Raw genomic sequence first — 14,348 nt, forward strand, 5'->3', positions numbered from 1 at the left:
GGACCATCCGTGCACTCATCTCGCGTCACCATGCTCGTGCTGGGAGTTCTCCTGCTCCCACTCCTCCTGCTGCAGGCCCCACCGGCGGCGACCGAGGAGTCCTCCGCGGAGCGTGGGCTCCTCGAGGACATCGTCACCGCCGCCCAGCTGCCCGACGAGCTGCTGGCCCTGCTGCCCGCCAACGCCGCCGAGGCCGGGCTGTCCTACGCGCCGCGCCTGGTCCAGGTCGAGGTGCCCACCCGCGCGGACCGCAGCCGCCTCGTCAAGTCCGGGCTGGACGTGACCGAGCACGCCGGTGACGACTTCATCGAGGTCGTCCTGACCGACCCCTCGCACGAGCAGGTCATCGAGGACCTCGGCCTGTCCTTCACCGTGGTCACCCCCGACCTGATCACGCAGGAACGCGACCGCATCCTGGCCGACGCCGAGTACTACCAGCAGACCGACGAGAGCCCCCTGCCCAGCGGCCGCACCACCTACCGGGTCCTTGCCGACTACGGCAACGAGATCGACCAGCTTGCGGCCGACAACCCCGACCTGGTCAAGCGCATCTCCGTCGGGGAGTCCGTCGAGGGCCGCGACCTGACCGGGGTCGAGATCGGTGTCGACGTCAACGAACCCGAGGACGGCCGCCCGGTCCTGCTGATGTTCGGTGCGCACCACGCCCGCGAGTGGCCGTCGGCGGAGGCGCCGATGGAGTTCGCCCACGACCTGGTCAACGGCTTCAACGCAGGCGACGCACGTGCCGTGGACCTGCTGAACCGGGCCCGTGTCATCATCGTCCCCGTCTCCAACCCCGACGGCTATGACGCCTCCCGCACCTCCGGTGACCTGATCGACCTCAACGGCATCGAGGGCGGCGGCACCGTGACCATCCTGGCCACGCCCGGCAACGCCTACAAGCGCAAGAACTGCCGCTACGTCGACGGCCAGACCCAGCCGGCCGGCAGCTGCGTGCTCGTGTCCTCGCCCGGTGGTTACGGCATCGGGATCGACCTGAACCGCAACTACGGCGCCCTGTGGGGCGGCCCCGGCGCCGAGGGCTTCCCGAACACGGCCAGCCCGATCTACCGCGGGCCGGAACCGTTCTCCGAACCGGAGACCCAGGCGATCCGCACCCTGATCTCCACCCGGCAGGTCACCACGCTGATCTCCAACCACACGTTCAGCAACCTCCTGCTGCGGCCCGTCGGGGTCGACCCGTCCACCATCGGGCCCGACGGCCTGCCGGTCGGCTTCGCGCCCGACGAGTGCTTCACGCAGGCCGACGGCATGGACAACGGCATGCAGGCCCTGGGTGAGCGCATGACCGCCCAGACCGGCTACTCCAACCAGTTCGGCTGGGAGCTCTACGACACCACCGGCACGACGGAGGACTACAGCTACAACGCCACCGGCGGGTACGGCTACACCTTCGAGATCGGTCCCGACCAGTTCCACCCGCCGTACGAGGAGTACGTGGCGGAGTACACGGGCACCGCTGCCGCCGCGCAGGCCGTGACCCTGGACAACATGTCCTCGTTGACCACCGCCGTCGGTCGCAACTGCGGTGACAAGGTCGCTGCGGACTCCGTCGGTGGGGGCCTCCGCGAGGCGTACTGGCTGGCGCTGGAGAACGCCGCCGACAGCCGGACGCACGCGGTCCTCGAGGGCACGGCGCCCGAGGGCGCCCAGATCGGCGTCAGCCGGACCGGCACCTTCCCGCTGTGGGACGGCACCCCGTTCGAGGACACCGTGACCACCACGATGACCGTCGACGAGACCGGCGAGTTCACCTACCACGTCAACCCCTCCACCCGTCCGTTCGTGGACTCCCGTCCGTACCTCCCGGAGGGCGAGGTCGTCGCTCCCGAGGTCACGGTCGTCAGCGAGGAGCAGCGGACCGGCAACACCCCCGGCCCCCAGGTCGGCAGCGAGGACGTGCCGATCGACGTCCCCGAGGACGTCGACGCCCTCATCGTCCACGTCACCGCCGAGGCGCCCAACGACTACGACATCGAGCTGATCAACCCGGAGGCCATCGTCGTGGACTCCTCGGGCAACGAGGACACCGACGAGACGGTCGAGGCCATCAGCCCGTCCGGCATCCAGGCCGGCCAGTGGGTGGTGCGGGTCAACAACTTCGCCGCCGCCGGTGACTGGACGATGGACATCACCATCGGCACCGTGCCGGAGGAGGCCACCAGCGAGGACGCCCTGCTGTTCTCGCCGCGGACCGAAGAGCTGTGGACCGTCACGTGCACCATCGACGGTGCGGTCGTGGCCAGCGGTGACGTCGCGGTGGACCGTGGCGAGTCCGCGGACCTGGGTGACGTCTGCGGTGACGGTGTCGTCACCGGCCCATCGGTCGTCCGCCTGTCGGGCGACAGCCGCTTCACCACCGCCATCGACGTGTCCCAGGACCGGTTCGCGGCGGACGACTCCGCGGACGCGGTGGTCCTGGCACGCGGTGACGAGCCCTCCGGGTTCGCCGACGCCCTGGCCGGCGGCCCCCTGGCCGTGAACGTCAACGGTCCGCTGCTCATCACCAACCCCGACAGCCTGCTGGACATCGTCGCCGACGAGATCGACCGCGTCCTGGCCGAGGGGTCGACGGTGTACCTGCTCGGTGGCGAGGCCGCCCTGGACCCGTCCATCGAGTCGGAGCTCCAGGCGGCCGGCTACGAGACGGTCCGCATCTCCGGCGTCGGGCGCCACGAGACGGCGGTGGAGATCGCCGACGCGCTCGGCAACCCCGACCTGGTCCTGGTCGCCACCGGCGGGACGTTCCCCGATGCCCTGGCCGCAAGCGCTGCAGCCGGCGCCAACGACGGTGCCGTGCTGCTGACCGGCAGCGGTGAGCCCCACCCGGCCACCACCGCCTACCTGGACGAGCACGACCCGGCCGAGGCCATCGCCGTCGGTGGCCCTGCAGCGGCGGCCTACCCGGACCTCGAGTCGGTGGCCGGTGCCGACCGTCACGCCACGTCGGTGGCGGTGGCCGAGCGCCTGTTCGACCAGCCGACGGTGGCCGGTGTGGCCCGCGGTGACGCGTTCCCCGACGCCCTGTCGGGTGGCGCCCACATCGGTGCGCTCGGTGGCCCCATGCTGCTGAGCCAGACCGACGCGCTGAACCAGGGCGTCGAGGCCTACCTCTGCGGCCTGGACAGCGCCGAGACGGTGTACCTCTACGGCGGCACGGCGGCCCTGTCGGCCAACGTGCTGAGCGGCATCCAGACCGCCCTCGGCGAGACCGGCTGCACCAGCTAGGCCGGCCGCTCCGGACATCCCGACGCCCCGTCGACCTCGGTCGGCGGGGCGTCGTCGTGAGCAGCCGGGGAGCCGCCGTCACCCCTCCTCTGCGGTCGGCGTCCATTCCTCGCGCAGCAGGGCGTAGTCCATCCCGTCGAGCCACTCGCCGGACCGATGGAGGGACTCCTTGACGGTGTGGGCCTCGCGCCGCATGCCGACTCGCTCCATCAGCCGCCACGACGCGGTGTTGGCGGCGAAGCAGCTGGCCGTGACCCGGCGCAGGCCGAGGTCGACGATGCAGATCCGGATCATCTCGCGAATGGCCTCGGTGGCGTAGCCGTGGCCGGCGTGGTCGGGATGCAGCGCCCAGCCGAGCTCCGCCTGCACGCCGACGGCCCGGTCGGCAACCTCGGCCTGCGCCCACGCGTCCTCCACCCGCAGCATCAGGTCACCGATCACCCGACCGTCGAGCTCGATGACCAGGGTTGCGACCAGGCGGTCGGGGTCGAGGAAGGCGTCGCGGTACGCCTCGATCGTCGTGGGGGCCCGGGTCAGCCACTGGCTGACCTCGTCGATCCGTCGGAACGCCCATGTGGCCTCGACGTCCTCGGCGGTGGCTCGCCTGATCGACAGCCGTTCGGTGCGGCAGGGCCACGACACGGCCACGAGCGGATCGTCCATGCCGCCATGATGCGCCCGCTCAGCCCCGGGCCGTCGGAGCCTTCCACCCGAACCGGGCCGACAGGACCCGGATGCCGAAGACGGCAGCGACCACGACCGCGGCCGACGTGGCGTTGAGAGCGTCGTTGGGCCACAGCACGACGACGGCGACCGCCCCGAGCGTGGCGGGGATCGCGTACAGGGTGCTGTCGGGCCGGAACACCCACGGGACGTCCCGTGCCAGGGTGTCGCGGATCACGCCGCCACCCACCGCGGTGATCACGCCGAGCAGCACGGCCGGGACCGCGCCGAGCCCGTGGTCGAGGGCCTTGGCCGTGCCGACCACGCAGAACAGCCCCAGGCCCATCGCGTCGAACACGAGCACCGGTCGGCTGATGCGTTCGACCGCCCGGTGGCCGACCAGCACCATGGCCGTCGCGACCAGCGGCACGATCAGGAACATCTGATCCCGTAGCGCGGCGGGTGGCGTGTCGCCGAGGAGGACGTCGCGGGTCATGCCGCCCCCGAGCGCGGTGGCCGTGGCGAGCGCCGCGATGCCGACGGTGTCGAAGCGCTTCTGCGCGCCCAGCTGGGCGCCCGACAGCGCGAAGACGAGCACCCCGGCCAGGTCCAGGACGCGTTCGACCATCGGATCCAGCCCGGCAAACGTCATGCCGGAACGCTACTTGCCGGCGGCGCTGTCGCGGTCGGGTTCGGGCGGGACGGCAGGAATGTGGGCACCCGACGTCGAACCCCGTCACAGCGACACCTCGTCCCACCTCCGGAGCCACGAACCACATGACTGCCGCTGTACGCGTCCACGCCTTCGCTGCCCTGTGCCTGACCCTCGGGCTGCTGGCCGTCACCGTCCCGGCGGGCGCGTTGCCGCTGTTGCCGGCCGACGTGCCGACGGAGGTGCCGTGGCTGATCAAGAGCGACAACGTCGCCTGGCACGGCAACGTCCCGGTGGACTACGCCGGTGTCGGCGGCCGCGTGGTGCACCACGAGAACGGCGGGACGTACTTCTACCTCAACGGTGGTCGCGGGGTGACGGTGTACGACATCGCCGACCCCCTGACGCCGATCCCGGTCGGCGTGCTGGAGTTCGCCTCCTCCCAGGGCGAGAACTTCGTCGTCTCCGAGGACGGCACCCGCGGGGTGCTGGCGGCCGACGGCTTCCTGCCGTTCCTGCCCAACTACGCCACCACCGGCGTCCACGTCATCGACTTCTCCGACCCGACCGACCCGAACCTGATCGCCACGACCAACAACCTGGTCGCCGGCCGGGGTACCGGACTCGGGACCAGCGAGCACACGGTGATGTGCCCCGACGTGGAGTGCATGTACGCCTACGGCTCGTCCACCGGCAACATCTACGACCTGACCAACGCCGACGACGGCGTCATCACGGTCCTCGAGAAGAAGTGGAACGTCGGCCTGAACGGCACCGCGGTCGGTGGCCGGCACGCCCTCAACCGGGACGCCTCGGGCCTCGTGATCGCCGACTCCAAGCCCCGTGTCGTGCTCGCGGTGTCGCCCGACTGGCACCCCAACGCCAGCCCCGCCAACCCGATCCCGCTCGCGCAGGGCGCTGCCGCAGAGAGGGACGCCGGCAACGTCAGCCACAACAACATGCGGACCCTCGCCGATCAGTGGGCGGCCCGCGACGCCGGCGACCCCGCCGACGCCATCGTCACGCAGACCGTGGCGACCATCGACGACCGCTCCACGAGCCTGGTCGACGACCGTCCCGTCATGCGTCCCGGCGAGCTGATGATCGGCACGTCGGAGTCCAACATCAACCCGCGCTGCAGCGGGTCCAACGGTGGCCTCTCCACCTGGTCCATCGCCAACTTCGACCAGGGCCAGGACGTGCAGCAGCTGGAGTACTTCGCCCCCTTCAACGGCACCTACGTCGACAACGGAGCCCCGGCGGCGCAGTGGGCCGGCTGCTCGGCGCACTGGTTCGACGTGACCGACGACCTGTACGTGGCGGCGGCGTGGTACGAGCACGGCACCCGGTTCTTCAAGGTCGGTGCCGAGACCGGCACGATCGAGGAGGTCGGCTACTTCCAGTCCGTCAACGGCATCTCGGCCTCCAGCTACTGGGTCACCGACGACATCGTCTACACAGTCGACGGCGTCCGCGGTCTCGACATCCTCGTGTTCGATCGCGACGCCGAGGCCCGCCCGTCCACAGCCGACCTGGCCAACAGCTGGATCGTCACCTCCGGCGCCGCCGGCGAGACCTTCGAGCTGGCCCAGCAGTGGCGGACCTACTGCCGCCTGGCCGTCACCGACTGACCAGCGGGTCCGCCCTCCGTCGGCCCCGGCGTCGACCACATGCAACTAGTGGTTGCGTGTTGAGTCGGACACGCGTACCGTGTCGTGCAACTACAGGTTGCACGATACGGAGGGCATGATGGAGTTCGCGAGCATCGAGCGGGAGATCCACGTCGACGCCTCGCCGGCCACGGTCTACGAGGTGGTCAGCAGCCCGGCGCACGTCCGGGAGTGGTGGCCCGACGAGGCTCGGTACGAACCCGTCCCCGGTGGGGCCGGCGAGATCGTCTTCGGCGACCCGTCGGACGGTGGGTCGGTCGTGTCGATCACCGTCGTCGACGCCAGGCCGCCGGAGCTGTTCTCCTTCCGCTGGACCCACCCGGCGGGAGCGCCAGCCACCGAGGGCAACTCCCTCCTGGTCACCTTCACGATCACCCCCGCCGGGACCGGCACGCGACTGCGCATGGTCGAGACCGGCTTCCGGGAGCAGGGCTGGGACGACGCCCGGGTCGCGGCCGAACACGCCGACCACGCCAGCGCGTGGGACCACTTCCTGCCTCGCCTGGTCGCCCGCGCCACGTCGATCGGGGTCGCGCCGTGACCGCCGTCGTGGACGGGGCCGTCGACGACGACCTCTGGCTGGCGATCGGCGATCCCACGCGGCGGCGCATCATCGACCTGCTGCTGGCCGAGGGCGAGGGGACGGCCACCTCGCTCAGCCAGCAGCTGCCCGTCACCCGGCAGGCGGTGGCCAAGCACCTGACCGTGCTGGACCGGGCCGACCTGGTCGAGGGGTACCAGCAGGGTCGCGAGAAGCGCTACCGGCTGGACGACGTCCAGCTGGCCCGGGCCGCCGCCCAGCTCACCGAGGTCGGGGACGCGTGGGACGCCCGGCTGCAGCGCATCACGCGGATCGCCGAGGCGATCGAGCAGCGCGGGGACGGCTGACCCAGCCCTCGTCCAGACCTGCCGGGACTGGGTCCCGGCACCCCTCGGCGACTGCCTGTTCGGATGGGTCAGCCGCCGCATGCCCACAGACACGAGAGGAACAACGCAATGGTTGACATCCTGCACCGCGTCGGCATCGCCGACACCGCTCCGGAGGCCGTCCACGAGGCCCTCACCACGATCGACGGCCTGGCCGGGTGGTGGACGACCGACACCACCGGCGATCCCACACCCGGTGGCACGATCGCCTTCCGCTTCCCACCCGGCGGGTTCGACATGAAGGTCCTGTCGTCCCAGCCGGGCGAGGAGGTGACGTGGGAGGTCGTCGACGGGCCGCCCGAATGGATCGGGACGACCGTCGAATGGCGGCTCCGTCGCGACGACGGCTGGACGACCGTGCTGTTCGCCCATCGCGGCTGGGCCGAGCCGGTGGAGTTCATGCACCACTGCAGCACGAAGTGGGCCACGTTCCTGCTGAGCCTGAAGTCGCTGCTGGAGACGGGGAAGGGTTCGCCGTCGCCCCACGACGTCCACATCGCGTACCCGGACTGACCGGTCCCGCCCCGGATGGCTGGTTCCGCCTCGGAACCAGCCATTCGTCGGCGCGGGTGTTTCCGCGGAAACAGGCTGACGCCCAGCAGACGGTCGCCCGGGTCGTTGCCGCACTCGTCTCGACGACGCTCCGGGGGCCTGGATTTCGATGTCACACCCTTCCTGTTGGATGGCCTGTGAAGGTCGATCGAATCAGCGGCAAGGGGTGGTTGTGATGGGTCAGGCAGCTGTTGGTGGGGCGGTGGTGGTGGCGGGGTCGGTGCGGGCCGAGCTGGTGGCGGGGGTGAGCGAGGAGGTGGCTGCGTACGAGGCTCGGGTGGAGGGGTTGGTGGAGGAGCTGACGGGGTTGTTCTCAACGTTGTCGGCGGGTGAGGCGCGGTTCGTGGCGTTGGTGGGGGAGTTCGACGAGCTGGGTGGGTGGGCTGACGGGCGGACGCGGACGTGTGCGCATTGGTTGAACTGGAAGCTGGGGATCGCGATGCCGGCGGCGCGTGAGCGGGTGCGGGTGGCGCGGGCGTTGCGGGAGCTGCCGCGGTTGGCGGGGGCGTTCGGGGAGGGCCGGTTGTCGTACTCCAAGGTGCGGGCGATCACCCGTGTGGCGACGCCGGCGACGGAGGAGACGTTGCTGGGGTTCGGGCTGTACGCGACGGCGGCGCAGATGGAGCGGATCTGTCGGACGTGGCGGCAGGTGCGGGCGGCGAGTGAACCCGATGCCGAGGTGCGGCAGCGGGCCACGCAGCGGTTCGACGTGTTCCTCACCGATGACGGGATGATGGACGTGGCGGCGTCGTTGCCGACCGATGTGGGGGTGGTGGTGGCTCGGGCGTTGGCGAAGGCGTCGACGCAGCTGTTCGCTGACAGGGGTGCGGCGGGTGAGGGGGAGGACCGTCGGATCGAGGCGTTGCGGGTGATCTGCGAGTCATTCCTGGCCAACGAGTCGTCGTCGGGGCCGTCGTCGGCTGATATCTGGCAGGTGGTGGTGTCCACCAGCGCCGAGTCGCTTGCTCGGGCGGCCGGGCAGGACGGGGTGGCTGTGCAGGCGCAGCCGACCGACAGGGCACAGCCGACCGACAGGGCACAGCCGACCGACAGGGCACAGCCGACCGACAGGGCACAGCCGACCGACAGGGCACAGCCGGGCGATGGGATGCAGTCGGATGGTGGGACGCGGCCGGGTGACGGGGACCGCGTGGATGTCGTTGGCCCGTTCGACACCGTCGTGGGCAGCGGGGTCGATCATGGGCTGGGGCAGGTCGAGGACGGGCCGGTGCTGGCGGGGTCGGTGCTGTCCCGGTTGGCGTGTGACGCGGTCCTGGTCGGGATGGTGACGGCAGGGCACGGTGACGGGCAGCCGGTGGGTGTCGGCCGGCGTCGGCGGACGATTCCCGGGTGGCTTCGTCGGCTGGTGCACCAGCGTGATCCGGGGTGTCGGTTCCCGGGGTGTCCCAACAGCCGCTGGACCGATGTGCATCACATCATCCACTGGGCGGCCGGGGGGAGGACCGATCTGGACAACCTGGTGCGGTTGTGTCGGTTCCACCACACCAGCGTGCATCGGCTGGGGATCGGGATCGGCCGGTCGGTGGCGGATCGGTCGTGGGCCTTCACCACGGCCGACGGGCACCTGATCGAGCCGCCCCGGCTTCCCGGATCGATCGGGACGCTGGCGGCCGGTCGTGGGCTGGGCATGTGGGAGGGCGACCCGGCGCGGATGGACCACATCATCGATGCGCTGGTCCTCGCCTCGGCCACCCACGACCGCGCCGGCACCGGGCCCGACGTTTCCGCGGAAACACCCGGATTGCTGAACCGGTAGGGAGTTCCGGGCGTCGCACCAGGCTGAGGTCGCCGGAGGGCAACCACACGGTCTCAGCGGCCCAGAGGGCGGGTGGACGTCGGGGCGAGCTGCCCCGGACCCGTCGTCGCCGTCGAGCGACGCAGCTAGCCCAGCGGGTGGCGGACCCACACGTTGGGTTCGATGTAGACCGCCCTGATGCCGTCGGAGGTGACCGGGGCGAGGGCCAGCGGGACCTCGTGGTTGCCGGGTGCAGCCAGGTCGGCCTCGGTCCACTCGGCCCACTCCTGCACCGTGCCGCCGATCGTCATCGACCGGTTGCACGGCGCGACGACCTGGCCGCCCGCTCGGACGTGCACGCGCAGCCACGGGTCGCCGGGCAACCCGTCGGGACGCAGGCGGCGCAGGTAGGTGGCCATGTCGTCGTGCGGGTGGGTGTGCTTGGCGTTGGGCCGCACCGGCGCGAAGAGGCTGTGATGCCCGTCGGCGGCCACGGCAGCTCGCATGTGGCCGAGGAGGATCCCGCTGAGGCCCCCTCCCCGGAGGTTCGGGTGGATGCCGATCTCCAGGGCCGACGCCGCGCTGCAGGCGGTGCCGTTGCGGCGGGCCGCGATACCGCGTTCGATCACCCAGTCCCACCCCTCGTCGGCCAACCAGCCGTCGAAGGGGAACGGGATCCAGAGCACGCGTGCCACGACCTGCCCGCCGCCGTCGGTGACGACGATGGCGCAGTCGGCGAAGGTGTCGTGGAGGTGCCCGTAGTACTCGCCGCCACCCGCGGAGTGGCGCATGAACTCGGGCCACACCTCCGCACCCAGGCGGTGCACCTCGTCGACCAAGTCGAGGCGATCCGCCAGCCGGTGGGCGACCAGTCCCGGTGGAAGCGGGGGAGAAGTGATCATCGACGGCATGCTACGGCTGCCGGGTGCCTCGCCGCTCGGGGGTGTCCCGTGGACGTCGTCGACCCCCGGCGGCGAGCTCATCCCGGTTGGATGATCGAGCAGTAGCCCTCGCACGCGGCAGGGTCCTGCGCGGCGGCGCGGTCGGCGAGGGACTGCAGGTGACGGCGGGTCGCCCGGAGCTCGGCGATCCGGGCGTCGACCTCCGCGAGGCGTTCGGCGACCGCGTCGGTCACGTGGGCACACGGCGGCGTGCCGTCGTCGGCCACGTCGAGGATCTGACGGATCTGGGCGAGGGTCAGCCCGGCGGTCTGGGACTGCCGGATGAAGGCGATGCGGTCGGCGGCGTGGTCGTCGTAGTCCCGGTAGCCCGAGGCGGTTCGCGCCGGCGCCGACAGGAGGCCCTCGCCCTCCCAGAAGCGAATCGTCCTGGTCGGGACGTCGGTACGCGATGCGAGCTCGCCGATCTTCATCACTCGATCCCTTGACCTTCCATCCGACTGGAAGGTTTACGGTAGGCCGCGAGGCTCCAGCGGACAAGGCGTCACCACCAACAGGAGGCCACAGAACATGTGGATCGAGCTGCTCTACTTCGACGACTGCCCGAGCTGGGCGACGGCTGACGAACGCCTCGAACAGGTCGCCGGGACCCTTGGCCTTCGGATCGAGCGCCGGCTGATCACCACGCCCGAAGAAGCGGAGGAGGCGGGGTTCCGCGGCTCGCCGACCATCCTCATCGACGGCGACGACCCGTTCGCGGCAGGTGAACCGTTCGGGCTGGCGTGCCGGATCTACCAGACGCCCGACGGGCCGGCCGGGTCGCCCACGGTGGAGCAGCTGACGGCCGTCATCGAGGATCGACAGGAGCGGCTCGAGGGGTCGGCCGACGCCCTCGTGGACGCCCTCCGGGTCGCCGGTGGGCGCCTCGACGCCGACCAACGCCGGACGGCCCTCGCCACCTACCGGCTGCTCGCCGAGGGCGGACCGGTCACCCACAGGGCGATCGCCGAGGTCACCGGACTGGCCGAGGACACCATCGTTGGCCACTTCACGGACTGGCCCGGGGTGTTCCGCGACGCCAACGGCGCCATCGTCGGGTTCTGGGGGCTCGCGCTGGGTCCGCTCGATCCCCGCTACGCCTTGGTCGACCACGACACCGGGGAACCGGTGGGATACGCCTGGTGTGCGTGGGACACGTTGTTCCTGCCGGCCCTGCTCGGCCGCACCCTCGACATCACCGCCGCCGACGGGCACTCGGGCCAGCCGATCACCCTCACCGCCGGCCCCGACGGCGTTCGCGACGTGACCCCGGCCGCAACCCTGGTCAGCTTCCTCGCACCCCTCGAGCCGTGGGGGCCCGACATCCTGACGACGTTCTGCCACGAGGTCCTGTTCTTCACCGACGTCACCGCCGCTGACGCCTGGATGGACGATCGTGACCGGGAGCTGTTCGCGCTGTCGGTCCAGGAGGCGTTCGACGTGGGGCGTCGATGGACATCGGAGCGCTACGGCGACGCGTTGCTCCCGTCATTCGCGAACCCCGACGTTTAGCCGCCCTGACGGTGTGTAGCCGCCCTGATGGTGGGGCACGACGGGGTGGGCGGCCGTCCGATCCGGCTCGGGGCCAGCTCGAGGACCAACCACGCGCGACCGGAGGAGCGATGGCAGACGACACCTACGACCTGATCGTGGTCGGCGCGGGCATGGCCGGCGTCAACGCGGCCAACAAGTGCGGGGCCGCCGGCTGGCGGGTCGCGATCGTGGACGAGCTGCCCTACGGCGGCACGTGCGCCCTGCGGGGGTGCGACCCCAAGAAGATCCTGCGCCGGGCCGCCGAGGTCGTCGATGCCGCCCGCCTGATGGAAGGCAAGGGCATCAGTCCCGGTGGACTGGCCATCGACTGGGCCGACCTGATGGGACACCGGCGGGGGTTCACCGACCCCGTGCCGGACAACATGGAGCGCGGCCTGCGCCGCAACGACGTGGAGACGCTCCACGGCACCGCCACCTTCACCGGACCAGATGTGCTCGAGATCGATGGGCGGGCCGTCGTCGGCGAGCGGTTCCTGGTCGCCACCGGCGCCACGCCGCGTCCGCTGGACATCCCCGGGTCGGAACACCTCGTCGACAGCACCGACTTCCTCCACCTCGACGCGCTGCCCGAACGGCTGCTGTTCGTCGGCGGCGGGTTCGTGTCGATGGAGTTCGCCCACATCGCTGTGCGTGCTGGTTCCGCGGTGACGGTGGTCGACCGCGGTGAACGGCCCCTGAAGGGGTTCGACCCGGATCTTGTCGACATGCTGGTCGAGCGCAGCCGCGACGTCGGCATCACCGTGCGGACCCGGACCAGCGTCCGGTCCGTCGAGCCGGACGACGGCGGATTCGTGGTCGAGCTGGACGCCGGGGGTGGTGTCGACCGGGTCGAGGTCGACATGGTCGTGCACGGTGCCGGTCGTGTGCCTGCACTGGACCGCCTCGGACTGGAGGCAGCCGGTGTGGCATACGGTCCGGATGGCGTCAAGGTGCACCCCCACCTTCAGAGCCCCACCAACCCGAGGGTCTGGGCGACCGGGGATGCCGCGGACACGCCCGGTCTGCCGCTGACGCCCGTTGCCGTGTTCGAGGGCAAGGTCGCCGCGTCCAACATGCTCAAGGGCACCACGGCCGTGCCGGACTACGACGCCGTGGCGACCGGTGTGTTCACCATCCCCGAGCTGACCCGCGTCGGCATGGCCGAGGCCGGCGCCCGCGAGCGCTACGGCGACCGCCTCGCCGTGCGCATGTCGGACACCAGCGGCTGGTACTCCAGCTACCGGATTGGTGAGACGCACTCCGCCGCGAAGGTCCTGATCGACACCGAGACCGACACGGTCGTCGGCGCCCATCTGCTGGGTCCCGAGTACGGCGAGATCACCGCCGTCTTCGCCCTCGCGATCAGCCAGGGGTTGACCACTCGGCAGCTCAAGTCGATGACCCCGGTCTACCCGACGGTGGCGTTCGACATCGGGTCGATGCTCTGAGCGGAGGGGGTCCTCGCCGCTCCGGAGCACGCCCCCGGTTCGCGGAACCGGGGGGTCGTGGAGACGCCGCGGTCACACGACGGCCGGGGCGTCGTCGCGGGGCGAGTTGGCCCGGGGACGGTCGTCGGTCGGCAGCGCCAGGCCCTTGACCAGCAGCCAGAGGAGGAACGCGGTCTCGGCGATCGCTGAGGGGGTGGTGAACAGCTGGGTCAGGCCGTGGGAGAGGTCCGGGGAGAGGAACGTCGCGGTGACGTTGGCGAGGTAGCCGACGGTCCCGACCATCAGCAGGCCGGCGAGGGGACGCGGCACGGCTCGGGTCCGCCACAGCATCCAGCCGAGGGGGAACAGCCAGAGGCCGAAGAAGACCTCCGCGATGGAGAACCCGACGCCGTGCAGCTCGAGGAAGGACATGGCCAGGCCGTCGGCGGTGGTTGCGCCGACCGCGGCGCGGGCGCCCTCCTGGGTGGCGAACCACCAGGCGCCGAGGTGGTTGACGGTGTTCAGCGCCATGACGGCGACGGAGACGGCGTTGAACGCCAGCATCGCCCGGGCCGCGCCGGCGTGGACCCGCCGCAGCAGGCCGTACAGGACCAGCGCCACGCCGAGGAACGCCACGATGTTGACGAGGTCGCTGAAGGCGGCGAGCCGGAACAGGGTCTCGCCGTCGCGAATGGCGGCGCTGATCGCGGCGGCACCCTCCTCGGCGGCGATCGGAACCCGCACCAGCAGCTCCGGTGGGGCGCCGGTCACCAGCACCACGAGGTAGAGCAGCCCGGCGAGACCGGCCAGCCGCCGGGTTCGTGTCGGGGGCACGGTGCCATCGTCGGCAGGTCGGAGGTCGACGGCCCGGACGTCGGTGGTGGTGGCTGTGGTCATGGCAGGACTCCTCGTCGGGTGGCCGGGGAAGCCCGGCCGCGGCGGTCTGGGTGACTGCCGGCACCGTGCCGGGAGCCGGTGCAG

At 71.2% G+C, this 14,348-nt stretch carries 13 protein-coding genes; 8 read left to right on the forward strand and 5 right to left on the reverse strand.

Annotated elements, in window-relative coordinates; genetic code table 11:
• Positions 1-9 precede the first annotated feature (9 nt).
• Positions 10-3,249 (forward strand): M14 family zinc carboxypeptidase, encoded by a 3,240-nt coding sequence (locus tag CUC05_RS02355; protein WP_157965123.1) that lies wholly within the window; start codon positions 10-12, stop codon positions 3,247-3,249.
• A gap of 78 nt (positions 3,250-3,327) precedes the next feature.
• Here the strand turns inward: CUC05_RS02355 and CUC05_RS02360 are convergent, their stop codons facing one another.
• Together CUC05_RS02360 and CUC05_RS02365 are read right to left on the reverse strand one after the other, a co-directional pair.
• Positions 3,328-3,912 (reverse strand): GNAT family N-acetyltransferase, encoded by a 585-nt coding sequence (locus CUC05_RS02360; RefSeq protein WP_108664483.1) that lies wholly within the window; start codon positions 3,910-3,912, stop codon positions 3,328-3,330.
• Positions 3,913-3,931: 19 nt separating this feature from the next.
• Positions 3,932-4,564 carry a trimeric intracellular cation channel family protein gene (locus CUC05_RS02365; RefSeq protein ID WP_108664484.1) on the reverse strand — a complete coding sequence of 211 codons (633 nt, stop codon included), beginning with the start codon at positions 4,562-4,564 and terminating at the stop codon, positions 3,932-3,934.
• A 125-nt stretch (positions 4,565-4,689) separates the two neighbouring features.
• Between CUC05_RS02365 and CUC05_RS02370 the strand changes: the two genes are divergently transcribed.
• The 5 genes from CUC05_RS02370 to CUC05_RS02390 all read left to right on the forward strand — a co-directional run bounded on the left by CUC05_RS02370 (position 4,690) and on the right by CUC05_RS02390 (position 9,490).
• The gene (locus CUC05_RS02370) at positions 4,690-6,195 is read left to right on the forward strand and encodes an LVIVD repeat-containing protein (RefSeq protein ID WP_108664485.1); all 1,506 of its coding nucleotides are present in this window, start codon (positions 4,690-4,692) and stop codon (positions 6,193-6,195) included.
• 118 nt (positions 6,196-6,313) lie between these two features.
• On the forward strand, positions 6,314-6,775 hold the full coding sequence (locus tag CUC05_RS02375) for an SRPBCC domain-containing protein (protein ID WP_108664609.1): 462 nt from the start codon (positions 6,314-6,316) through the stop codon (positions 6,773-6,775).
• Between the two features lie 8 nt (positions 6,776-6,783).
• Positions 6,784-7,122, forward strand: coding sequence for an ArsR/SmtB family transcription factor (locus CUC05_RS02380; protein ID WP_108664610.1), 339 nt, complete (start codon positions 6,784-6,786; stop codon positions 7,120-7,122).
• A gap of 108 nt (positions 7,123-7,230) precedes the next feature.
• Positions 7,231-7,674 carry an SRPBCC family protein gene (locus CUC05_RS02385; RefSeq protein WP_108664486.1) on the forward strand — a complete coding sequence of 148 codons (444 nt, stop codon included), beginning with the start codon at positions 7,231-7,233 and terminating at the stop codon, positions 7,672-7,674.
• A gap of 214 nt (positions 7,675-7,888) precedes the next feature.
• The gene (locus CUC05_RS02390; RefSeq protein ID WP_157965124.1) at positions 7,889-9,490 is read left to right on the forward strand and encodes an HNH endonuclease signature motif containing protein; all 1,602 of its coding nucleotides are present in this window, start codon (positions 7,889-7,891) and stop codon (positions 9,488-9,490) included.
• A gap of 125 nt (positions 9,491-9,615) precedes the next feature.
• Here the strand turns inward: CUC05_RS02390 and CUC05_RS02395 are convergent, their stop codons facing one another.
• Both CUC05_RS02395 and CUC05_RS02400 read right to left on the reverse strand, forming a co-directional pair.
• Positions 9,616-10,371, reverse strand: a complete 756-nt coding sequence (locus CUC05_RS02395) for an N-acetyltransferase (RefSeq protein WP_157965125.1) — start codon at positions 10,369-10,371, stop codon at positions 9,616-9,618.
• 77 nt (positions 10,372-10,448) lie between these two features.
• Positions 10,449-10,841, reverse strand: coding sequence for a heavy metal-responsive transcriptional regulator (locus CUC05_RS02400; protein ID WP_108664489.1), 393 nt, complete (start codon positions 10,839-10,841; stop codon positions 10,449-10,451).
• 97 nt (positions 10,842-10,938) lie between these two features.
• Here CUC05_RS02400 and merB point away from each other — a divergent pair, with 97 nt between their 5' ends.
• Both merB and CUC05_RS02410 read left to right on the forward strand, forming a co-directional pair.
• Entirely contained in the window at positions 10,939-11,919 is a 981-nt protein-coding gene (gene merB, locus CUC05_RS24410; RefSeq protein WP_157965126.1) for an organomercurial lyase, read from the forward strand.
• 110 nt (positions 11,920-12,029) lie between these two features.
• Complete coding sequence (locus tag CUC05_RS02410; protein ID WP_108664490.1) at positions 12,030-13,388, forward strand: dihydrolipoyl dehydrogenase family protein; 1,359 nt, start codon at positions 12,030-12,032, stop codon at positions 13,386-13,388.
• A gap of 72 nt (positions 13,389-13,460) precedes the next feature.
• Here CUC05_RS02410 and CUC05_RS02415 read toward each other — a convergent pair whose 3' ends face one another.
• Entirely contained in the window at positions 13,461-14,264 is an 804-nt protein-coding gene (locus tag CUC05_RS02415; protein ID WP_108664491.1) for a DUF4386 domain-containing protein, read from the reverse strand.
• Between the last annotated feature and the right edge of the window lie 84 nt (positions 14,265-14,348).

This window comes from Euzebya rosea, from assembly GCF_003073135.1.
Taxonomy (GTDB): domain Bacteria; phylum Actinomycetota; class Nitriliruptoria; order Euzebyales; family Euzebyaceae; genus Euzebya; species Euzebya rosea.

Bases quoted from the DNA above. Each gene is read 5' to 3' on its own strand.
- CUC05_RS02395 (WP_157965125.1), bottom strand. From the start codon at position 10,371: ATGATCACTTCTCCCCCGCTTCCACCGGGACTGGTCGCCCACCGGCTG.
- CUC05_RS02400 (WP_108664489.1), bottom strand. From the start codon at position 10,841: ATGAAGATCGGCGAGCTCGCATCGCGTACCGACGTCCCGACCAGGACG.
- merB (WP_157965126.1), top strand. From the start codon at position 10,939: ATGTGGATCGAGCTGCTCTACTTCGACGACTGCCCGAGCTGGGCGACG.
- CUC05_RS02370 (WP_108664485.1), top strand. From the start codon at position 4,690: ATGACTGCCGCTGTACGCGTCCACGCCTTCGCTGCCCTGTGCCTGACC.
- CUC05_RS02385 (WP_108664486.1), top strand. From the start codon at position 7,231: ATGGTTGACATCCTGCACCGCGTCGGCATCGCCGACACCGCTCCGGAG.
- CUC05_RS02415 (WP_108664491.1), bottom strand. From the start codon at position 14,264: ATGACCACAGCCACCACCACCGACGTCCGGGCCGTCGACCTCCGACCT.
- CUC05_RS02365 (WP_108664484.1), bottom strand. From the start codon at position 4,564: ATGACGTTTGCCGGGCTGGATCCGATGGTCGAACGCGTCCTGGACCTG.
- CUC05_RS02390 (WP_157965124.1), top strand. From the start codon at position 7,889: ATGGGTCAGGCAGCTGTTGGTGGGGCGGTGGTGGTGGCGGGGTCGGTG.
- CUC05_RS02360 (WP_108664483.1), bottom strand. From the start codon at position 3,912: ATGGACGATCCGCTCGTGGCCGTGTCGTGGCCCTGCCGCACCGAACGG.
- CUC05_RS02375 (WP_108664609.1), top strand. From the start codon at position 6,314: ATGGAGTTCGCGAGCATCGAGCGGGAGATCCACGTCGACGCCTCGCCG.
- CUC05_RS02410 (WP_108664490.1), top strand. From the start codon at position 12,030: ATGGCAGACGACACCTACGACCTGATCGTGGTCGGCGCGGGCATGGCC.